This is a genomic window from Xanthomonas axonopodis, assembly GCF_001304695.1.
Lineage (GTDB): Bacteria > Pseudomonadota > Gammaproteobacteria > Xanthomonadales > Xanthomonadaceae > Xanthomonas > Xanthomonas axonopodis.
In genome coordinates this window covers 16,554-36,981 of sequence record NZ_JFAQ01000030.1, presented here as the reverse complement: position 1 = coordinate 36,981, position 20,428 = coordinate 16,554, and the positions used below count along the sequence as shown (strand labels likewise).

At 63.5% G+C, this 20,428-nt stretch carries 15 protein-coding genes, 1 other RNA gene and 2 pseudogenes; 11 read left to right on the top strand and 7 right to left on the bottom strand.

The annotated features are described in order from the left end of the window. The first annotated feature begins 25 nt into the window (after positions 1 to 25). The 6 genes from rpsM (at position 26) to XAXN_RS02770 (ending at position 3,963) form a co-directional block, all read left to right on the top strand. Positions 26 to 382: a 30S ribosomal protein S13 gene (gene rpsM, locus XAXN_RS02795; protein ID WP_003486672.1), complete on the top strand. Its 357-nt coding sequence runs from the start codon at positions 26 to 28 to the stop codon at positions 380 to 382. Positions 383 to 392: 10 nt separating this feature from the next. Next, a complete protein-coding gene (gene rpsK / locus XAXN_RS02790) occupies positions 393 to 785 on the top strand; it encodes a 30S ribosomal protein S11 (protein ID WP_003486671.1) in 393 nt (130 codons plus the stop codon). 15 nt (positions 786 to 800) lie between these two features. Beyond that, positions 801 to 1,427, top strand: a complete 627-nt coding sequence (gene rpsD / locus XAXN_RS02785; protein ID WP_002811641.1) for a 30S ribosomal protein S4 — start codon at positions 801 to 803, stop codon at positions 1,425 to 1,427. Between the two features lie 53 nt (positions 1,428 to 1,480). Further along, positions 1,481 to 2,479 carry a DNA-directed RNA polymerase subunit alpha gene (locus XAXN_RS02780; protein WP_002811635.1) on the top strand — a complete coding sequence of 333 codons (999 nt, stop codon included), beginning with the start codon at positions 1,481 to 1,483 and terminating at the stop codon, positions 2,477 to 2,479. 180 nt (positions 2,480 to 2,659) lie between these two features. Beyond that, positions 2,660 to 3,043, top strand: coding sequence for a 50S ribosomal protein L17 (gene rplQ / locus XAXN_RS02775; RefSeq protein WP_003486665.1), 384 nt, complete (start codon positions 2,660 to 2,662; stop codon positions 3,041 to 3,043). Positions 3,044 to 3,444: 401 nt separating this feature from the next. Next, positions 3,445 to 3,963, top strand: a complete 519-nt coding sequence (locus XAXN_RS02770; protein ID WP_054318412.1) for a disulfide bond formation protein B — start codon at positions 3,445 to 3,447, stop codon at positions 3,961 to 3,963. A 483-nt stretch (positions 3,964 to 4,446) separates the two neighbouring features. Here XAXN_RS02770 and XAXN_RS02760 read toward each other — a convergent pair whose 3' ends face one another. Then, positions 4,447 to 6,570: a TonB-dependent receptor gene (locus XAXN_RS02760; RefSeq protein WP_054318411.1), complete on the bottom strand. Its 2,124-nt coding sequence runs from the start codon at positions 6,568 to 6,570 to the stop codon at positions 4,447 to 4,449. A 247-nt stretch (positions 6,571 to 6,817) separates the two neighbouring features. On the opposite strand from XAXN_RS02760, the gene XAXN_RS02755 reads away from it, so the two are divergent. From XAXN_RS02755 to XAXN_RS20390, 3 genes are all read left to right on the top strand, one after another. Further along, positions 6,818 to 8,215: a class II 3-deoxy-7-phosphoheptulonate synthase gene (locus XAXN_RS02755; protein ID WP_054318410.1), complete on the top strand. Its 1,398-nt coding sequence runs from the start codon at positions 6,818 to 6,820 to the stop codon at positions 8,213 to 8,215. A gap of 84 nt (positions 8,216 to 8,299) precedes the next feature. Next, the gene (locus XAXN_RS02750; RefSeq protein ID WP_054318409.1) at positions 8,300 to 9,427 is read left to right on the top strand and encodes a mechanosensitive ion channel family protein; all 1,128 of its coding nucleotides are present in this window, start codon (positions 8,300 to 8,302) and stop codon (positions 9,425 to 9,427) included. 58 nt (positions 9,428 to 9,485) lie between these two features. Further along, positions 9,486 to 9,556, top strand: a non-coding RNA gene (locus tag XAXN_RS20390) — sX9 sRNA. 114 nt (positions 9,557 to 9,670) lie between these two features. Here the strand turns inward: XAXN_RS20390 and XAXN_RS02745 are convergent. The 3 genes and pseudogenes from XAXN_RS02745 to typA all read right to left on the bottom strand — a co-directional run bounded on the left by XAXN_RS02745 (position 9,671) and on the right by typA (position 13,747). Continuing rightward, positions 9,671 to 11,328: pseudogene (locus XAXN_RS02745) on the bottom strand (amidase). A 102-nt stretch (positions 11,329 to 11,430) separates the two neighbouring features. Beyond that, entirely contained in the window at positions 11,431 to 11,850 is a 420-nt protein-coding gene (locus XAXN_RS02740; protein ID WP_174515468.1) for a DUF2127 domain-containing protein, read from the bottom strand. A 67-nt stretch (positions 11,851 to 11,917) separates the two neighbouring features. After that, entirely contained in the window at positions 11,918 to 13,747 is a 1,830-nt protein-coding gene (typA, locus tag XAXN_RS02735; RefSeq protein ID WP_054318407.1) for a translational GTPase TypA, read from the bottom strand. 242 nt (positions 13,748 to 13,989) lie between these two features. On the opposite strand from typA, the gene XAXN_RS02730 reads away from it, so the two are divergent. Together XAXN_RS02730 and XAXN_RS02725 are read left to right on the top strand one after the other, a co-directional pair. Continuing rightward, positions 13,990 to 14,484 (top strand): peptidylprolyl isomerase, encoded by a 495-nt coding sequence (locus tag XAXN_RS02730; RefSeq protein WP_054318406.1) that lies wholly within the window; start codon positions 13,990 to 13,992, stop codon positions 14,482 to 14,484. A gap of 118 nt (positions 14,485 to 14,602) precedes the next feature. Continuing rightward, positions 14,603 to 15,589 carry a malate dehydrogenase gene (locus tag XAXN_RS02725; RefSeq protein WP_054318405.1) on the top strand — a complete coding sequence of 329 codons (987 nt, stop codon included), beginning with the start codon at positions 14,603 to 14,605 and terminating at the stop codon, positions 15,587 to 15,589. A 107-nt stretch (positions 15,590 to 15,696) separates the two neighbouring features. Here XAXN_RS02725 and XAXN_RS20385 read toward each other — a convergent pair. The 3 genes and pseudogenes from XAXN_RS20385 to XAXN_RS02715 all read right to left on the bottom strand — a co-directional run. Beyond that, positions 15,697 to 15,789, bottom strand: a pseudogene (locus XAXN_RS20385) (cell wall hydrolase); the annotation flags it as partial. Positions 15,790 to 17,134: 1,345 nt separating this feature from the next. Next, positions 17,135 to 19,174, bottom strand: a complete 2,040-nt coding sequence (locus XAXN_RS02720; RefSeq protein ID WP_054318404.1) for an NADPH-dependent 2,4-dienoyl-CoA reductase — start codon at positions 19,172 to 19,174, stop codon at positions 17,135 to 17,137. A 195-nt stretch (positions 19,175 to 19,369) separates the two neighbouring features. Further along, entirely contained in the window at positions 19,370 to 20,392 is a 1,023-nt protein-coding gene (locus XAXN_RS02715; RefSeq protein ID WP_054318403.1) for a zinc-binding alcohol dehydrogenase family protein, read from the bottom strand. Positions 20,393 to 20,428: the final 36 nt, after the last annotated feature.

The window sequence follows — 20,428 nt, the reverse complement described above, 5'->3', positions numbered from 1 at the left end:
CATCACTCAGTTGGAGAATCGCGTCATGGCGCGTATTGCAGGCGTCAACCTGCCAGCCCAGAAGCACGTCTGGGTCGGGTTGCAAAGCATCTACGGCATCGGCCGTACCCGTTCGAAGAAGCTCTGCGAATCCGCAGGCGTTACCTCGACCACGAAGATTCGTGATCTGTCCGAGCCCGAAATCGAGCGCCTGCGCGCCGAAGTCGGCAAGTATGTCGTCGAAGGCGACCTGCGCCGCGAAATCGGTATCGCGATCAAGCGACTGATGGACCTGGGCTGCTATCGCGGTCTGCGTCATCGCCGTGGTCTCCCGCTGCGTGGTCAGCGCACCCGCACCAACGCCCGCACCCGTAAGGGTCCGCGCAAGGCGATCAGGAAGTAAGGGATAGATCATGGCCAAGCCAGCAGAAAAGAAAACGAAGAAGAAGATCAAGCGCGTCATCACTGACGGCGTTGCTCACGTCCACGCTTCGTTCAACAACACCATTGTCACCATCACCGATCGGCAGGGTAATGCGCTGTCGTGGGCTACGTCCGGCGGCGCCGGTTTCCGTGGTTCGCGCAAGTCGACCCCGTTCGCTGCCCAGGTTGCCGCCGAGAAGGCTGGCCGCGCTGCGCTCGATTACGGCGTGAAGTCGCTGGAAGTGCGTATCAAGGGTCCGGGTCCGGGCCGTGAGTCGGCCGTGCGTTCGTTGAACAACGTGGGCTACAAGATCACCAACATCATCGACGTGACGCCAATCCCGCACAACGGGTGCCGTCCGCCGAAGAAGCGTCGCGTCTAAAGGGAGCGATAAGAAATGGCTCGTTATATCGGTCCTACCTGTAAGCTCGCGCGTCGCGAAGGCGCCGACCTTTCCCTCAAGAGCCCGGCGCGTGCGCTGGACTCCAAGTGCAAGCTTGAGCAGAAGCCCGGCCAGCACGGTGCGGCTCGCAAGGGCAAGCTCTCCGACTACGCTACCCAGCTGCGCGAAAAGCAGAAGGTCAAGCGTATCTACGGTCTGCTGGAACGTCAGTTCCGCAACTACTACAAGAAGGCCTCGACCAAGAAGGGCAACACCGGCGAGAACCTGCTGCAGTTGTTGGAAACCCGTCTGGACAACGTCTGCTATCGCATGGGCTTTGCCGTCACCCGTCCGGCCGCGCGCCAGCTGGTGTCGCACCGTGGCGTGCTGGTCAATGGCAAGTCGGTGAATCTGGCCTCGTACCAGATCAAGGCTGGCGATGCGATCACGTTGTCGGAAAAGGCGCAGAAGCAGCTCCGCGTGCAGGAAGCCCTGACCGTGGCTGAGCAGCACGACATGACGCCGTCGTGGGTTGAAGTCGATTCGAAGAAGTTCAGCGGCGTGTTCAAGGCCGTTCCGGATCGCGCAGACCTGCCTTCGGATATCAACGAAGCGCTGATCGTCGAGTTGTATTCGAAGTAATTCACATTGGAGAACCTCCGGTACTGCCGGAGGTTCGCAGGAGACCCCGCAACATGACGGTTACCGCCAACCAGGTTCTGCGCCCCCGTGGTCCGCAGATCGAACGTCTTACCGACAACCGTGCCAAGGTCGTGATCGAACCCTTGGAGCGCGGTTACGGGCACACGCTGGGCAATGCCCTGCGTCGTGTGTTGTTGTCGTCGATCCCCGGTTTTGCGATCACCGAGGTCGAGATCGACGGCGTGCTGCACGAGTACACCACGGTCGAAGGTCTGCAGGAAGACGTGCTGGACGTCCTGCTGAACCTGAAAGACGTGGCCATTCGCATGCACAGTGGCGATAGCGCCACGCTGTCGCTGTCCAAGCAGGGTCCGGGTACGGTCACTGCGGCAGACATCAGGACCGATCACAACGTTGAGATCATCAACGGCGACCACGTGATCTGCCACCTGACCAAAGACACCGCGTTGAACATGCGTCTGAAGATCGAGCGTGGGTTCGGCTACCAGCCGGCTGCCGCGCGTCGTCGTCCGGATGAAGAGACCCGCACCATCGGTCGTCTGATGCTGGATGCGTCGTTCTCGCCGGTGCGTCGCGTTGCCTACGCCGTGGAAGCTGCGCGCGTCGAACAGCGTACCGACCTCGACAAGCTGGTCATCGATATCGAAACCAACGGCACGATCGATGCCGAGGAAGCCGTGCGCACCGCCGCCGACATCCTCAGCGATCAGCTGTCGGTGTTCGGCGATTTCACCCACCGCGATCGCGGTGCAGCCAAGCCGGCTGCCAGCGGCGTGGATCCGGTGCTGCTGCGCCCGATCGACGACCTCGAGCTGACCGTGCGTTCGGCCAATTGCCTGAAGGCCGAGAGCATCTACTACATCGGTGATCTGATCCAGAAGACCGAAGTGGAGTTGCTCAAGACCCCGAATCTGGGCAAGAAGTCGCTGACCGAAATCAAGGAAGTGTTGGCACAGCGCGGCCTGGCGCTGGGCATGAAGCTGGAGAACTGGCCGCCGGCTGGCGTCGCCCAGCACGGCATGCTTGGTTAATACGTCAAGGCATGGGCGTCTTCGGGCGCCCATGTTCTTTTTTCTACATCGACGGGTTGAAGCCTGCGATGACATCCGGTTCAAGGACGACCGGCTCGGACCAACCGCAGTCCATTCAACAGCGCCAGGATGGCGACAACGTCTCTCAGTAGTCTCAACATTCCTTAGGAAATCACAGTCATGCGTCACCAGAAATCTGGCCGTAAGTTCAACCGTACCAGCGCCCACCGCGAAGCCATGTTCCGCAATATGGCCGCTTCGCTGTTCAAGCACGAGCTGATCAAGACCACCTTGCCGAAGGCCAAGGAACTGCGTCGCGTCGCCGAGCCGCTGATCACCATCGGCAAGGTCGATGGCGTTGCCAATCGTCGTCTGGCATTTGCTCGCCTGCGTGACAAGGAAGCTGTGGGCAAGCTGTTCGTCGAACTGGGCCCGCGTTACGCGACCCGTCCCGGCGGCTACCTGCGCATCTTGAAGGCTGGCTTCCGTGCCGGTGACAATGCGCCGATGGCGTATGTCGAGCTGGTCGACCGTCCGGTCGTTGCCGAAGAAGTGGCAGAGTAATCGGATCGCCTCTGTAAAGATTTTTGAAAAAGCCCGGCGCACGCCGGGTTTTTTTATTGTCGGTCGAACGGGTTTGGCGCTGAACGCTGTCGGCTCTATCAATCGGCCGGGGCGTGCTGCGCAAAAGGGGGGGGGGGAGCGAATGGACAGGCATCCACCGGAAGCGCCTGCGGCTTGGTCGATGGGTGCCGGATGGCGCACACCGGGCGGCGCCGCGATTGGATGTTTGCTGCGGTGTCCCTGGGTCCTGGGGTAATGCGTGCAGCTCTTCGTCGCATTGTCGCGGCCATGCAGCAGATCCCGCCAGGCGCCTCGCCCGATGGCCGTCGGTTCGAGCATGCGTGGTCACGGCCGTTGCGATGGCTGATAATCGACGACCTGACCCAAGTCAAGCAGTGACGATGAATCCATTTCGTTGGAGTTTCCGGGCGCAGTTTCTGCTGGGCTTTTTTGCGTGCGCGGGACTGTTGGCCTACGCGATCTATGTGCAGTTGCATCTGGGTCTGGAGCCTTGCCCATTGTGCATCTTCCAACGGATCGCTTTCGCAGCGCTGGCAGTGTTGTTTCTGCTCGGCGCGTTGCATGGGCCGCGTGCCGCCGCTGGGCGCAAGGTCTATGGGGTCTTGAGTTTCATCGCTGCAGGCGTGGGCATGGGCATCGCTGCGCGGCATGTGTGGGTGCAGATCCGCCCCAAGGACATGATGTCTTCGTGCGGGCCGCCGTTGAGCTTTCTGAGCGAGACGATGGGGCCATTCGAGGTGTTCCGCACTGTGCTGACCGGCACCGGTGACTGCGGCAACATCGATTGGCGCTTCCTCGGGTTGAGCATGCCCATGTGGAGCATGGTGTGGTTCGTGGGGCTGGCGCTGTGGGCGCTATACGCGGGCTTCAAGGTGCGGCGTAGTTCGGTCTATCACTGACCGGTACGGCGCCTTGCACTGTCCTGCTGCAGGTGTGTAGGCGTCATCGCGATGGGCAATGGCTGCTGTGCGTTACTTGGGCGGCGCTGATGCATGACTGACGGAGGTAAGGACCGCCTGATTCGCTGCAGGTCAGGCGCCTCGATTTGTCGCAAGGTGGCCTGCGCTGCGCTTGCTCGATGCGTCTGCTTCCTGACTTCAATGCGACGCTGCTGCTGCCGCCTGCATGCGTCCGCGGCGTGCCGACCGTGAGCGGCAATAGCGAGACCGAAGGCGTGACTGATTCCTGGCTCTTTCCGCTGGCCAGCACTGGTGATCGCGGCACCGCTCGAATCACCAAGCCGATATGTACGCGTCTGCCAAACGATGCTTCAGCCATGCAGGCAGTACGCAGCCGGGCCAGCCGCGCTGCGGGCTTGGTCATCGCAGGCCGGCAACGAACGGACCGGTGTTGCTTGGTCCATTCGTTGCCTTGCGCCGTAATCAGAAGTCCTGCTGCAGACTTACATAGACGCCGCGGCGTGGTGCCCACTGCGGCGCGAACACGCCGATGCCGCCGCCATCGCGCAACTGGTAGCTGCGGTTGAGCACATTGACCGCGGCCAGTTGCACATGCAGCGGGTGCGTATTGACGTCGAAGTCGTGGCCGACGCTGGCATTCAACTGAAAGTACGACGGGAGCGAAGCGCCGTTGGGCACCGTGTCGGTATCGGTGCGCAAGCCGCTGCCGAACAGATAGTTGAGGCCGACCTTGCTGCCTTCGCTGAAGGCGTAGTTGATGCCGCCGGACGATGTCAGCTTCTGGTCGTGATCCAGGTGGATCCAGTTGTCGTAGGTGTAGGCCAGCGCATCCGGATCGAAGTTGTACAGGCTGGTCATGACCCGCTTGCCCATGGCTTTGCTGTAGGCAAGGTTGAAATACGCCGTCACCGGCCCGTTGGTGTAGTCGGCACTGAATTCGGCGCCGCGGATGCGGCCATAGCGGTAATTGAAGGTGGAATAGATGTAGGCTGCACCGAACTGGCCTTCATCCTGGAGCCGGTCGGCCTTGCGGTAATAGGTGTCCAGGCCGAGCGTCAGATGGTCGGTGACCGCTTGCGAGATGCCCAGGTCGTAGTAGTCGCTACGCTCGCTCAGTGGCGTGGTCGGGCCGTCACCGGCCGACTGCTGATTGGTGGTGCCGTCGTAGAGCGCGATGTCGCTGGTGGAGATCAGTTCGCTGGCCGGTGGGGTGAAGTAACGCGCGTATCCGGCGTGCAGGGTGGTGCTGTCGCTGGCGCGCCAGATGACGCCCAGGCGCGGGCTGAGCTGACCCTCGGTCGTGCCGAAGGCCTTGTACTTGTCGCCGCGCAGCCCGTAATTGACGGTCCAGTCCTCGCCGATCTTCCACTCGTCCTGCAGGTAGAGCGCATAGGTGCTGGCATGGAAACGGCTGCCGTCGGGGATGAACAGCGGCACGTTGCTGCTCTGGCTACCGTCGTCGTTGGCAGGGAAGACATACGAATTGCTGCTGGCGATGGCGTGTTCGAAATTGCCGTACACGCCATAGCGCAGCGTGTGCGATCCGCCCCATGGCGTTGCGAAGTCCGCCTGCACGGTATTGGCGCGGTTGCTGCGGTCCACCTGGGAGGCGATGCCGTTGAAGATCAGGTCGCCGGCGACGTCGGGTGAGAAGGCGACGCTGCTGTAACGCTGCCCGGCAGAGAGCTGATAGTTGGTGTCGCCGAGCGTGCCTTGCAGGGCCAGGGTGCCGAAACGGGTGTTTTCGCGCTGGTTCTCATCCAGGCGCGACGAATCGAAATCGGTGGTGCCCAGGTAATCGAAGGCTGGCGTCTGCCCCGGATTGTTGGGGATCTGGAAGCGGTTGTTCGCGTAGCCGACCAGCAGGCTGAGACGGGTGTTCTCGTTGACCAGGTAGGTCAGATCGGCGAAGCCCTTGCCCTGATGGGTTTTGTCATGGAGGGGGTTGAGGCTGTCGACCGGGTTTTCCAGGCCATTCTTGTTTTGATCGTAGTCGCCGCTGACGAACCAGCTCCAGCGCCCGCTGCTGCCCCACAGCGAGGCGTTGGGGTTGATGGTGCCGAACGAGCCGGCGGTGATGCCGACGCTGCCGCCATTGCCGAGTTCGGCGCCGCTCTTGGTGGTGATGTCGACCACCGCAGCGGTGCGGTCGCCGAACTGTGCCGGCAATGCGCCATCGAGCAGCTTGAGGTTCTTGATGATGCGGGGCTCCAGGCTCTGGCCAAAACCGGAGATGGATTCGGGGATCATCACCCCGTTGATGCGGTACTGCAGGTTGGCGTGGTCGCCACGCACGTGGATGCCGCCGTAGGAGTCCTGTACCACGCCCGGCGCCTGCAGCAGGACCTGATTGAGCGGAGTCGCCGCGCCGAGCGGCAGGCGATCGATATCGTCAGCGGTGATGGCAAATTGGCTGCTGCCGATGTCCGGCGACAGGGCATTGCGTGCCGCCTCGAGCTTGGCGATCACATTGACCGTGTCCAGATCGGTCGTGCGCTCGGAGTCGGCATCGGCAGCAAACGCCGCACCGATGGGGGCGGCCAGCAGGGCGGCGGTGATGGCAGCAGACAGAAGACGAGGAGTCATGGCGGTTTCGCGAGGCGGGTGAGGGGAGAGTGTTGTTATTCTGTAACATTGGGCGCTTTGGCGAGCGCTAGCCTAGGTCGAAAGTCATGGCTGGACGGGCGATGTTGTTTGCTGTTCAGGTCGAAGGGTCTGCGCATAAATGCCGCGCCGGGCGGAAGCGGCGGCAATTCGGTGCCACTGGCCTCCAGGCGCTTTGCGTAGCGTTCCGGCTCTGCCAACATCGCAGGCTGCCTAGGAGTCCTTTATCATGAATCTTTCCGCTGCCACGTCCGTTACCGATTCCTCCGCCGCAGCGTGGGCGCCGGACAGCTGGCGCGGCAAACCTGCATTGCAGCTGCCGGTTTACCCTGATGACAACGCGCTGCAGGCGGCCATGCACGAGTTGGGGCGGCTGCCGCCGTTGGTGACCTCGTGGGAAATCTTTGCGCTCAAGCGCCAGCTGGCGGAAGCGCAGGAAGGCAAGCGCTTCCTGCTGCAGGGGGGCGATTGCGCTGAAAATTTCAGCGATTGCGAATCCGGCACCATCTCCAACCGGTTGAAGGTGCTGCTGCAAATGAGCCTGGTGCTGGTGCACGGCCTGCATTTGCCGGTGGTGCGGGTGGGCCGCTTTGCAGGGCAATACGCCAAGCCGCGCTCGGCCGACACCGAAACGCGCGATGGGGTGACCTTGCCGAGCTATCGCGGCGATGTGATCAATGCGCCGGACTTTACCGAGGCCGCGCGCGTGCCCGATCCGCGTCGCATGATCACCGCGCATTCGCGCTCGGCAATGACGATGAACTTCGTGCGCGCGTTGATCGACGGTGGCTTCGCCGACCTGCATCACCCCGAATACTGGAATCTGGACTGGGTGGGCTATTCGCCGCTGGCGGCGGACTACCAAAAGATGGTGGCCTCGATCGGCGACGCCGTGCGCTTCATGGAAACCCTGTCCGGGGCGGAGGTCTATAACCTCAATCGCATCGATTTCTATACCTCGCACGAGGCACTGTTGCTGCCGTACGAAGAAGGCCTGACCCGGCAGGTGCCGCGGCAGTGGGGCTGGTTCAACCTGAGCACGCACTACCCTTGGATCGGCATGCGTACCGCTGCGCTGGATGGCGCGCACGTGGAATACCTGCGTGGCGTGCGCAATCCGATCGCAATCAAGGTGGGGCCGTCGGTGCAGCCGGATCAGTTGCTGCGGCTGATCGATGTGCTCAACCCGGATGACGAACCCGGGCGTCTGAGCTTCATCCACCGCATGGGCGCAGCGCAGATCGCCGAAAAACTGCCGCCGCTGCTGGACGCGGTCAAGCGCGACGGGCGGCGCGTGCTGTGGGTCTGCGATGCGATGCACGGCAATACCGAAAGCACCGGAAATGGCTATAAAACGCGGCGTTTCGACAATATCCGCAACGAAGTGGAGACCTCGTTCGATCTGCACGCGGCGGCCGGCACACGGCTGGGTGGCGTGCATCTGGAACTCACCGGCGAAGATGTCACCGAATGCACCGGCGGTGCGCGCGAGCTGACCGAGCGCGATCTGGAACGGGCATATCGCTCCAGCGTGGATCCGCGTCTGAACTACGAACAGTCGCTGGAAATTGCGATGGCGATCGTGCGCAAGCAGCAACAGGTGGCCTCGCAGCCGCTGGGCGCATGATCGGCGTGTGCGCATGACGTGATGCTCATGCCGCGTGCGGCATGATCTGGCAGCCATCCCTCTTTCCCCCACAGGAGGAACGGTTTGACTGCCGATTGGAACGTCATCCGCGAATACGCAATTCCGCTCGGTGCCTCGCTGCTGGCGGGCATCGTTACCTGGTCGTTGATGCTGTGGTTGTTTCGCCGCATGCAGGGCCGCGACTACCGCCGTGCGCGCATCATTCGCGTAATCACGCTGCCGGCGGCGTTTATCCTGCCGGTGTTATTTCTGGGGATCGCCACCGAAGCGACCCCGTTGGCCGGCAAGGCGCTGGCAGCGGTGCAGCATCTGCTGCACCTGGAAATCGTCGGCTGTGTCACTTGGTTGCTGGTACGCGCGGTGGCAGCCGGCGAAGCGGCGATCTTGAGCAGCAACCCGATCGAGGCGTCGGACAACCTCACCGCACGGCGCATCCAGACCCAGACGCGGGTGCTGAGCCGCGTGCTGATGGGCACGGTGATCTTGCTCGGCATTTCGGTGGTGCTGCTGACCTTTCCGCAGGTGCGCCAGATCGGCAAGACCTTGCTGGCGTCGGCCGGCATCATCGGGCTGGTGGCCGGTATCGCGGCCAAGCCGGTGTTCGGCAACTTGATCGCCGGCTTGCAGATCGCATTGACCCAGCCGATTCGCCTGGACGATGTGGTGATCGTGGAGGGCGAGTGGGGCCGCATCGAAGAGATCGGCAGCTCTTATGTGGTGGTGCGGATCTGGGATGAGCGGCGCATGGTGGTGCCGCTGACCTGGTGGATCGAAAACCCGTTTCAGAACTGGACGCGCAGTAGCGCCGATCTGCTCGGCACCGCGTTCCTGTGGCTGGATTACCGTACGCCGATTGCAGCGGTACGCGCAGAGCTGGAGCGCATCTGCCATAGCGAACCGCTGTGGGACGGCCGCGTGTGCGTGACGCAGATTACCGACACCAGCGACAACACCATCCAGGTGCGACTGCTGGTGAGCGCACGCAATTCCGGCGATGCCTTCGATCTGCGCTGCCTGGTGCGCGAACGCATGATCGATTTCCTGACGCGCGAGCATGCCTATGCATTGCCGAGGCTGCGCGCCGAAATCGCGACGCAGGAAAGAACGCCATCACGCCCTGCCGAGCCGATTGCACAGGAGAGCGTGCGCTCGCCAGGCGCCGAAGACGGCGAGCCTGCGGCCAGCATCTAGCGCAGCCACGAAACGACTGCACGGTCGCCCAGCGGGTGCGGCCGTGCTCGGAACCGGCATGTACTCCTACATGTGGTTCTTGCGCGCCGTCAACGCCCAGCTGCCGACGCTCGCTACGTTTTTGGAGCTGCCTTTATCGGTCGTAATGCGCTAACTGCCGGAATCCAAGGTGCCCGACAGGTCTTTGCACAACCACCCGCCAAGTCGGTCTTCCTCCTGGGCGCCAGGCGTCACGGCGCTCAATCATGCTTGCGCAAACCCGGCGCCGGCGCGGCCTGCCGTGGCCGGACCTGGCGCACTCGGCGCAGCCGGCGCACTTGGCGCATAGCCAGGCGTAAAGCGCGCATGGCTGCGTTGTTCGTAGGCATACGCCAGCTCGATCAGGCGCGGCTCGCTCCAGGCCGTGCCCATGAACAACAGACCGAGTGGCAAGCCCTGGGTCTGACCCATCGGCACGCTCAGGCTTGGATAGCCGGCCACCGCAGCGGCACCATAGCCGGCGCCGGGGAAGGTATCGCCCTTGCCGAGTGTGGTGATCCATGCCACGCCGGTGGTGGGCACGATCAAGGCATCCAGGCGATCTGCCTTCAAGGCTGCGTCGATGCCTTCCGGCCCGGCGAGCCGTCTGGCAGTGGCGCGCGCGCTCAGATACCCCGCATCGTCCAGACCGGGCGCTGCCTGCGCCTGTTCGAACAGCTCCTGCCCGAAGTACGGCATTTCGCGCTGCGCATGCGTGCGGTTGAACGCAATCAACTGCTCCAGGCTCGCCACGGGCGCGTGGTGGTTTTGCAGATACGCGTTCAAGCCGGCCTTGAATTCGACCAATAAGACCATCTGCTCGGCAGCATCCCACTTGCCATCCGTGACCAGGCTGGTCTCGACCACGATAGCGCCGGCGTCACGCAGGGTGCGCACGGCGCGGTCGAGCGCTACGGCGATCGCCGGGTCCTCGCGCAGCGGGGGCTGCGCAACAGGCCCAGGCGCGCGCCGCGCAGGCTGTCGGGTTTCAGGTGGGCGAGGTAATCGACGCTGGTGGCAGGTGCGTTGGCGGTGGCGGGGTCCTGCGGGTCGGGTGTGGCGATGGCCTGCAGCGCTGCAGCCACATCGGCGACGCTGCGCGTCATCGGGCCGGCGGTGTCCTGGCTGGCGGAAATCGGGATGATGCCGTCGCGACTGACCAGGCCTACGGTCGGCTTGAGCCCGACCAGGCCGTTGACCGATGCCGGACAGGTGATGCTGCCATCGGTCTCGGTACCAATGCCGACGGCGGCCAGGCTGGCCGCGATGGCCGCGCCGGTGCCGGCACTGGAGCCGTAGGGATTACGATCCAGTGCATACGGATTGCGCGTGAGTCCCCCGCGTCCGCTCCAGCCGGAACTTGATTGGGTGGAGCGGAAATTGGCCCATTCGCTGAGGTTGGTCTTGCCCAGGATCACCGCACCGGCGGTGCGCAGGCGCTGCACCAAAAACGCGCATCGCGGTCGGAGCGGAACTCGGCCAGGGCGAGGGAACCGGCGCTGTTGACCATCGGCAGCGCGTCGATAGTGTCCTTGAGCAGCACTGGGATGCCGTGCAGCGGCCCACGCACGTGGCCGGCCTTGCGTTCGGCATCTAGTGCACGTGCGTCTGCTTCGGCCTGTGGATTGAGTTCGATTACCGCGTTGAGCCTGGGGCCCGGCCCGATCGATGCTGGCAATACGCTGCAGATACGCGCGCGTCAATTGCAGGCTGCTGCTCTGGCCGCTGGCCATGCGCGCCTGCAGGCTGGCGACGTCGGCCTCGCTTAGATCGACAGAGGGGACGGTGGACGCGGCGGACGCGTTGGCAGCGCCGGTCTTAGCACGCGACGGATCATCGGCATGCGCACAGCCGCACAGCGCGGCAAGGAGCGAGAAGGACAGGAGGGTGGATCGCATGGAGGGTCGTCCTCGGGGAGAACTCGCAGGCTAACGGCGCTGCGGCGGGGTGACAACGGAGGGCGTGCCCGCAAATGGGCGGCAAACTCAGCGACTGCGGCGCCGCACCAGATCGCGTGCCAGCACGCCGACCACCAGCAGGTTGATCGCCAGCACGCCCCAGGCGGTCCAGCCAGGGTGGCGCACGATGGCGTAGATATCGAAAGGCAGATAGATGGCCGCCGACAGGCAGCCCAGCACCGAGGCCCAGGCCTTGGCATGCCACAGACCCCAGGCTTCCACCACATGCAGCAGGCCATAGGCCAGCATGGCGGCAGCGGCCAGATGCACCGCATCGGGGCTGATGGTCTTGAGCAACGACGGCAGTGCGCCGTGGTCTGGATCCAGATTGAAGCGGCGGATCAGGGTGATGACCGCGTTTTGCAGCGGGAGCGGGCCCAGAATTTCCAGGCCCGTCGCCGCCAACAGCGCAAGCGTCCCCTTGACCGCCTCAAGCAAGGCGATCACATGCAGTCCCGGATGCGCGCGCGGATCCGGGCTATAGGGTTTGGTGCTCACGCGTCAGCTCAACAACTCAGCCCGAACGGCCAGCGCGCTTACGGTCGCTTTCGGTCAGGAACTTCTTGCGCAAGCGGATTTCCTTCGGGGTGACTTCCACCAGCTCGTCGTCCTCGATGAAGTCCAGCGCCTGTTCCAGCGTGTACTTGATCGCCGGGGTCAGCTTGATCGCATCGTCCTTGCCCGAGGCGCGCATGTTGGTCAGCGGCTTGGTCTTGATCGCGTTGACGGTCAGGTCGTTGTCCTTGGAATGGATGCCGACCAGCTGGCCTTCGTACACGTTGTCGCCTTCGGCAGCGAACAGGCGGCCACGCTCTTCCAGCGGTCCCAGTGCATAGGCCGGGGTCGCGCCCGCTGCATTGGCAATCATCACGCCGTTCTGGCGCTTGGCGATGGCGCCCTGTTCCTTCGGACCGTAGTGGTCGAACACGTGGAACAGCAGGCCCGAGCCCTGGGTCAGGGTGCGGAATTCGTTCTGGAAGCCGATAAGGCCACGCGCCGGAATCATGTAATCCAGACGCACGCGGCCCTTGCCGTCGGGCTCCATGTTCTTCAGCTGGCCCTTGCGAGTGCCCAGCTTTTCCATCACGCCGCCCTGGTGCTGTTCTTCGATGTCCACCACCAGCTGTTCGATCGGCTCCATCAACTGGCCGTCGATTTCCTTGATGATCACTTCCGGACGCGACACGGCCAGCTCGTAGCCTTCACGACGCATGTTTTCGATCATCACCGACAGGTGCAGCTCGCCACGGCCGGAGACCAGGAACTTGTCGGCGTCCGAGCCTTCCTCGACCTTCAGGGCCACGTTGTGCACCTTCTCGCGTTCCAGACGGTCGCGCAGCTGGCGGCTGGTCAGGAACTTGCCGCCGGACAGGTCCTTGTTACCGGCGAACGGCGAGTTGTTGACCTGGAAGGTCATCGAGATGGTGGGCTCGTCCACGGTCAGCGCCGGCAGCGCTTCGGGATGATCGAGCGCGCACACGGTGTCGGAGATGGTCAGCTCTTGGATGCCGGAGATGGCCACGATGTCGCCGGCCTCGGCGGTGTCCTGCTCGATACGCTCCAGGCCCAGGAAGCCCAGCACCTGCAGCACCTTGCCCTGACGCTTCTTGCCTTCGCGGTCGATCACGCTGACCGGCATGTTCTTCTTCAAAGTGCCGCGCTGGATGCGGCCGATGCCGATCACGCCGACGAAGTTGTTGTAGTCCAGCTGGCTGATGCGCATCTGGAACGGGCCGTCCGGGTCCACGTCCGGGGCCGACACGTGCTGCATGATCGCTTCGTACAGCGGGGTCATGTCGCCTTCGCGCACGTCCGAATCCAGGCTGGCGTAGCCGTTCAGTGCGGAGGTGTAGACGATCGGAAAATCCAGCTGCTCGTCGGTGGCGCCGAGCTTGTCGAACAGGTCGAACACCTGGTCGATCACCCAGTCCGGACGTGCGCCGGGACGGTCGATCTTGTTGACCACCACGATCGGCTTGAAGCCCATCGCGAAGGCCTTCTGGGTCACGAAGCGGGTCTGCGGCATCGGGCCGTCCATCGCGTCGACCAGGATCAGCACCGAGTCCACCATCGACAGCACGCGCTCGACTTCGCCACCGAAGTCGGCGTGTCCCGGAGTGTCGACGATATTGATGCGGTTGCCCTGCCAGGTGATGGCAGTGTTCTTGGCCAGGATCGTGATGCCACGTTCCTTTTCCTGGTCGTTGCTGTCCATCACGCGTTCAGCCAACACGGTGCGTTCGGACAGGGTGCCGGACTGCTTCAGCAGGCAGTCGACGAGGGTGGTCTTGCCATGGTCGACGTGTGCGACGATGGCGATATTGCGGAGTTTTTCGATAGACATGCGGAAAGGGCCCCTGTCTGGCGCCAGTCTTGAGATGAGGTAAGCCCGACATTATAGCGATTTCGTTGCGCTGCGGTTGCCGAGTGCCCGAAGTCGATTCAGATCGCCCATTCAGCTGGCGTGACGGGCCGGGCGCGGTGGCGGGCGGGAGCGTTGGACGATGGGCGTACCCATGCGGCCGGCCGCGCACCCGGGTGTATCCTAGCGGGCTATTGATCACTCCAGAACCTGCAAGGATTTCTATGTCCCTGATCGCCACTTTCGATACCTCCCGCGGCCCGATCGTCGTCGAGCTGTACCCGGACAAGGCCCCGCTCACGGTTGCCAACTTCGTGAACCTGGCCAAGCGCGGCTTCTACAACGGCCTGAGCTTCCACCGCGTCATCGCCGACTTCATGATCCAGGGCGGTTGCCCGGAAGGTTCCGGCCGCGGCGGCCCGGGTTACCGGTTCGAAGACGAGACCAATAACGGCGTCGGCCACGAGCGCGGCGTGTTGTCCATGGCCAATGCCGGCCCCAACACCAACGGCAGCCAGTTCTTCATCACCCACACCGCCACCCCGTGGCTGGACGGCAAGCACACCGTGTTCGGCAAGGTCACCCAGGGCCTGGACGTGGTCGATAGCGTTGCCCAGGGCGACACCATCAACACCCTCACCATCGAAGGCGATACCGACGCCGTGATGGCCGCCAAGGCCGACCGCGTTGCGGAGTGGAACAAGATCCTCGCCGCCTGATCGCATCCCGTCGAACGGCCGCCCTGTGCGGCCGTTCGCTTGTCAACGCGCGCCGCCAGGCCTTGGGCTCCGCCAGCGCGCCACCCCCACCAACGTTTTTTAGCAGAGGAAACACCCCATGAAAGCACCTGTTCGTGTTGCTGTGACCGGCGCTGCTGGCCAAATCGGCTATGCCCTGCTGTTCCGCATCGCTTCCGGCGAAATGCTGGGCAAGGACCAGCCGGTCATTCTGCAGTTGCTTGAACTGCCGATTGATAAGGCCCAGGCCGCCCTCAAGGGCGTGATGATGGAACTGGAGGACTGCGCGTTCCCGCTGCTGGCCGGCATGGTCGGTAACGACGACGCCGAAGTGGCCTTCAAGGACGTCGATATCGCCCTGCTGGTCGGTTCGCGTCCGCGCGGCCCGGGCATGGAGCGCAAGGACCTGCTGCTGGCCAATGCGGAGATCTTCACCGCACAGGGCGCGGCCCTGAACAAGGTCGCCAAGCGCGACGTGAAGGTGCTGGTGGTCGGCAACCCGGCCAACACCAACGCTTACATCGCCATGAAGTCATCGCCGGACCTGGATCCGAAGAATTTCACCGCCATGCTGCGCCTGGACCACAACCGTGCACTGAGCCAGCTCTCGGCCAAGCTCGGCAAACCGGTGGCCAGCATCGAGAAGCTGGCGGTGTGGGGTAACCACAGCCCGACCATGTACCCGGATTATCGTTTCGCCACCGCCGATGGCACCTCCATCGGTGATGCGATCAACGACCAGGAGTGGAACGCTTCCACTTTCATCCCGACCGTGGGCAAGCGCGGCGCAGCGATCATCGAAGCGCGTGGCCTGTCCTCGGCCGCCTCGGCCGCCAATGCCGCCATCGACCACATCCGTGACTGGGTGCTGGGCACCAACGGTAAGTGGGTGACGATGGGCGTGCCGTCGGACGGCTCCTACGGCATTCCGGAAGGCGTGATGTTCGGCTTCCCTGTCACCACCGAAAATGGCAAGTACACCATCGTCAAGGATCTGCCGATCGACGACTTCAGCCAGAAGTACATCGACAAGACCCTGGCCGAGCTGGAAGAAGAGCGCAGCGGCGTGGCGCATCTGCTGGGCTGAGTTGTTCGGTCACTGCTGTCATGAAAACGCCTGGCATTGCCCGGCGTTTTTTATTGCGCATCGTGTGGCACACGTCTGCACGGTCAGGCCAGACCTTCGGCCTTGAGTGCAGCTTGATAGACGGTCGTGCTCAAACACAGCGAATCTGCGGCTGGCTGCGGCAACACATGCGACAGCCAGAGTATCCAAACAAGTTTCATAGAACTCCTTGCTCCGTGTGGGCCGGTCCGCAGAGCATCCAAGGTGGATGCACCAGTGCAGAGGGCTTGGCGTCATGGGGAGGCGACCTGCCACCGGTCGCCAGATGCTTCGGCGAAAGACCATCTGCCGAAGGCGCCCACCAAATGCGGTGGGTCAAAAAGTTGGCGCAAGTTAGACATCGGTCACACAATCGCGGCTGAATGAGAGGGGTTGACGCGTGCGATTGCCCGCAACGCGTAGCGCTGCGCAACAGCACAGCGTGCATCGCAACATCGATCTGCGTCGCATCGTTGCAGCGACTGTTGTGTTGAACGAGTTCTTTGCTACATCGCGCGCTTTGCGGCACTGCGTGCCGATTGGATGCTCGCACTGGTGGACAAGAACGCCCTCCGGGTAAGCGCAAGTTTTCATGCACGCGCTCGTCACGCATTGCTGTGCTGGCTAGTGGAGTTGGGAACTTTGGTTTTGTACATCGACCGCGGATGCGGCGAGAAAGAAGAGCGTTGCCGATACGCCAGACATGGTGGAAGTGCTACGCGTCTGAGCTGCATCGCCGTGCTGCACTAGTGGCAATTTATGCATTATCTCTTCTGCGTACAGATACGCAGTCTTGCCGCATCTTGCTGATGACGCCATCAGAAACAGCATAGACTCCAGCTGTGGCAGCGAAGCTATCTGCCATCAGGACGCCATTGCCGTGGTCGCATGATGTTCGGAGGGGGGCGATGTTTCGAAAGCTCGTCGATCATTCGATGCGCCGGTGGTGCGTCTTATTGCGTTGCGATGTGTTTGCGAGATCGCATGTTGATGAGCGCGAAAGCGCGAAGACGCTCAAGGATAGAAGTGGCGGGCACAGAAGGTTAAGACGACCGGGTGCCAACGCGTACGAGGCGCTGATGCGCCAGGTGCTGCAATCGGTGCAGCGCGCGCTGTCGTCAGAACGCACATGCATCTTGCGAACATCGTTGTCCAAGCGATAAGGCATACGATGCGATCGCATACCATAACCGCGCTGATGCTGAAACGGCAACTGCGAAATGACAACGCAAGCAGCAAGCGGTGACCCGAGCGCGTTTCAGGTGCGCGACGTGCCCGCACATCTACCAGACTGGTTCTTATCGAAATGCGCTGCCGCATAGGCACGTCATGCGCCAGGCGGGAATGCGTGCAGTGACGATGCATGGGACACTTATAGCGGAGCCGCACGGCAAAGAAAGAATCGGCGTGGCAGCCCCTCGCATCCGCGTGCATGTCGGCGTTACCAACGCCGACATGCACATCAGTCGTGTGGCCAAATCCCGAACGCAACGACGGCATCGTAGTGACGCCGTCTTCGAGAACTCCTTATAGGGTCGCTGCCAGCCGACTTGCCTGGTTGATCGCGCGCTTGGCATCCAGTTCGGCCGCCACGTCCGCGCCACCGATCAGGTGCGGCTGCTGGCCATTGGCTTGCAGCGCGGCCAGCAACTCGCGACGCGGCTCCTGCCCGGCGCACACCACCACCGTGCCAACGTCGAGCAGCTGTTCGCTGCCTTCCACGCGAATGCGCAGGCCGGCATCGTCCACGCCCAGATATTCCACGCCGCCGAGCATCTTGACGCCCTTGGCCTTGAGCGTCGCGCGGTGGATCCAGCCGGTGGTCTTGCCCAGGCGTCCACCAGGCTTGCCGGGGCTGCGCTGCAACAGCCAGACCTGGCGGGCGGCGCGTTCGGGTTGCGGTTTGGTCAACGCACCGCGTGCTTCGAAGCTCGGGTCTACGCCCCATTCGGCCATCCAGCGCTGCGGATCCAGCGCAGGCGATTGGCCGGTGTGCACCAGAAATTCGCCGACATCAAAGCCAATTCCGCCGGCACCGATGATCGCCACCTTGTCGGCGGCCACGTGCCGGCTCAGCACCACGTCGAGGTAGCTCACCACCATCGGATGATCGGCACCGGGGAAATCCACCTTGCGCGGCTCGATGCCGGTTGCCAGCACGACTTCGTCGAAGTCTGTCAGATCGTCCGCCTGCACCGGAGTGTTCAAACGCAGTTGCACGCCGGTCGCTTCGATGCGATGGCCGAAGTAACGCAAGGTCTCGTTGAACTCTTCCTTGCCCGGAATGCGCCTGGCGACATTGAATTGCCCGCCGATCGCATCGCTCGCATCGAACAAGGTCACCCGGTGCCCGCGTTCGGCCGCCACCGTCGCGCAGGCCAGACCGGCCGGGCCGGCACCGACCACGGCAATGCGCTTGGGCGTGGCAGTCGGGGTGTAGTTGAGTTCGGTCTCGTGTGCGGCGCGCGGGTTGACCAGGCAGCTGGCCAGCTTGTTGTCGAACACGTGATCCAGGCAGGCCTGGTTACAGGCAATACATGTATTGATGGTGTGCGACTGCCCGGCGCGCGCCTTGTTGGTCCACTGCGGGTCGGCCAGCAGCGGCCGCGCCAGCGACACCATGTCCGCGGCACCGTCGGCCAGGATGCGCTCGGCCACCTCCGGCATGTTGATGCGGTTGGTCGCCACCACCGGAATGCGCAGATGCGGCTTGAGTTTGGCGGTGACCCCAGCAAACGCGGCGCGCGGCACCGAGGTGGCGATGGTGGGAATGCGCGCTTCGTGCCAGCCGATACCGGAATTGATGATGGTTGCGCCGGCCGCTTCGATCGCCTGCGCCTGTGCCAGGATGTCTTGCCACTGGTTGCCGTTTTCGACCAGATCCACCAGCGACAGCCGGTAGATGATGATGAAGTCCGGCCCGCAGGCCTCGCGGATGCGCCGCACGATCTCCACCGCAAAGCGCATGCGCTTGCTGGCATCGCCGCCCCAGGTGTCGCTGCGCCGATTGGTGCGCGCGGCGGTGAATTCGTTGATCAGATAGCCTTCCGAGCCCATGACCTCGACGCCGTCGTAGCCTGCCTCGCGCGCCAGCCGCGCGGCCCGCGCATAGGCGGCGATCTGCCGGTCCACCGCACCGGCCGACAAGGCGCGCGGAGTGAACGGGTTGATCGGTGCCTTGAGCCTGGACGGCGCAACCGACAGCGGGTGGTACCCATAGCGCCCGGCGTGCAGCAGCTGCAGGCAGATCTTGGCGCCGTGGTCGTGGACCGCGCGGGTGACCTGGCGATGCGGGCGGACTTCCCACGGCCACGACAACTTGCCGCCGAACGGCTTGAGCCAGCCCACCACATTGGGCGAAAACCCACCGGTCACGATCAAGCCCACGCCACCGGCGGCGCGCTCGGCGAAATACGCCGCCAATTTGGGGAAGTCGCGCGCACGGTCCTCCAGGCCCGTGTGCATCGAGCCCATCAGGACACGATTACGCAGTTGCGTGAAGCCCAGATCGAGCGGGGCGAACAGGTGCGGGAAAGGCAAGGCGGAGGGGCCGGTGGCGGGCGACATGGTATGGATACGCTGGCGTACGGATTGCGCACGATGCCGGCAAACCGGCCCGGCGGCAAGTCCTGGCGTATGTAGCCGTCACGCAGATGCTGGAAACGGCCGGTCGGCAACACGCCTTCGCTGCCGCCCCCACCGGCGCGCCCAAAAGCGCAGGCACCGCGGGCATCGACGCATCGCGGCAGCGAGATGGTCGCCTTACCAGCCGGCCAGTACCAGCTTGCCGATCGTGCTGCCGCTTTCCAGCCGACGATGCGCCTCGCGCAGCTGCTGCGCATTGATCGGCGACAGCGTCTCGGTATGCGTGGTGCGCAGCTCGCCGGCGTCGATCAGGCTGGCAGCCCGGTTGAGGATGCGGTGCTGCTCGACCATGTCCTCGGTCGCGTAGCGCGCGCGCGTGAACATCAGCTCCCAATGGATGCCGATGCACTTGGACTTGTAGGGGGCGCCGATCGACAACGGCCCGCGCGGCTCCACGATCAGGCCCACGTGGCCCTGCGGCGCCAGCATTTCGCCCAGCGGCTGCCAGTAGCGGTCGGTGTCGGCCAGATTGAGCGCTGCGTCCACCGTTTCCATCCCCAGCGCCTGCAGTTGCGGCTGCAGCGGCTGGTGATGATCGATCACGTGGTGCGCGCCCATTTGGCGAACCCACTCGATGCTCTCTGGGCGCGAGGCGGTGGCAATTACCGTGAATCCGGCATGCCGCGCCAGCTGGATCGCGATGGACCCCACGCCACCAGCACCGCCGATGATCAGCAGATGCCTGCCGCGATTGCGTGCACCGTCGAAGGAAAAAGGCATGCGCTGGAACAGCAGCTCCCACGCCGTCAGGGTGGTCAGCGGCAGCGCGGCCGCCTGCGCGAAGCTAAGCGAGGTCGGTTTGCATCCGGCAATGCGGGCGTCCACCAGCTGGTACTGCGCATTGCTGCCCGGCCGCCCGATATCGCCGGCGTAGTAAACCTCGTCGCCGACCGCAAAGGCAGTGACCTCCGGGCCGACCGCCTCGATCACTCCGGCTGCGTCGTAACCCAGGATCTTCGGCGCTTGCAACGTCTGCGACCTGGGCGCGCGCACCTTTGTATCGACCGGGTTCACCGAGATCGCCTCCACCCGAACCAATAAGTCATACCCCGACGGCGCCGCAGGCGTCGGAAGTTCCATATCAAGCAGCGATTCGGGATCGTCGATCGGAAGATGGCGGGTAAGGACAACAGCTTTCATTGGAGCACTCCTGAGCGAGAGGTTCAGGGTGCGTTG

What these genes read in the sequence shown, in the direction of transcription:
- XAXN_RS02715 (WP_054318403.1), bottom strand. Translation starts at nt 20,392, where the DNA reads ATGAAAGCTGTTGTCCTTACCCGCCATCTTCCGATCGACGATCCCGAA.
- XAXN_RS02755 (WP_054318410.1), top strand. Translation starts at nt 6,818, where the DNA reads ATGAATCTTTCCGCTGCCACGTCCGTTACCGATTCCTCCGCCGCAGCG.
- rplQ (WP_003486665.1), top strand. Translation starts at nt 2,660, where the DNA reads ATGCGTCACCAGAAATCTGGCCGTAAGTTCAACCGTACCAGCGCCCAC.
- rpsM (WP_003486672.1), top strand. Translation starts at nt 26, where the DNA reads ATGGCGCGTATTGCAGGCGTCAACCTGCCAGCCCAGAAGCACGTCTGG.
- typA (WP_054318407.1), bottom strand. Translation starts at nt 13,747, where the DNA reads ATGTCTATCGAAAAACTCCGCAATATCGCCATCGTCGCACACGTCGAC.
- XAXN_RS02760 (WP_054318411.1), bottom strand. Translation starts at nt 6,570, where the DNA reads ATGACTCCTCGTCTTCTGTCTGCTGCCATCACCGCCGCCCTGCTGGCC.
- rpsK (WP_003486671.1), top strand. Translation starts at nt 393, where the DNA reads ATGGCCAAGCCAGCAGAAAAGAAAACGAAGAAGAAGATCAAGCGCGTC.
- XAXN_RS02730 (WP_054318406.1), top strand. Translation starts at nt 13,990, where the DNA reads ATGTCCCTGATCGCCACTTTCGATACCTCCCGCGGCCCGATCGTCGTC.
- XAXN_RS02720 (WP_054318404.1), bottom strand. Translation starts at nt 19,174, where the DNA reads ATGTCGCCCGCCACCGGCCCCTCCGCCTTGCCTTTCCCGCACCTGTTC.
- XAXN_RS02725 (WP_054318405.1), top strand. Translation starts at nt 14,603, where the DNA reads ATGAAAGCACCTGTTCGTGTTGCTGTGACCGGCGCTGCTGGCCAAATC.
- rpsD (WP_002811641.1), top strand. Translation starts at nt 801, where the DNA reads ATGGCTCGTTATATCGGTCCTACCTGTAAGCTCGCGCGTCGCGAAGGC.
- XAXN_RS02780 (WP_002811635.1), top strand. Translation starts at nt 1,481, where the DNA reads ATGACGGTTACCGCCAACCAGGTTCTGCGCCCCCGTGGTCCGCAGATC.
- XAXN_RS02770 (WP_054318412.1), top strand. Translation starts at nt 3,445, where the DNA reads ATGAATCCATTTCGTTGGAGTTTCCGGGCGCAGTTTCTGCTGGGCTTT.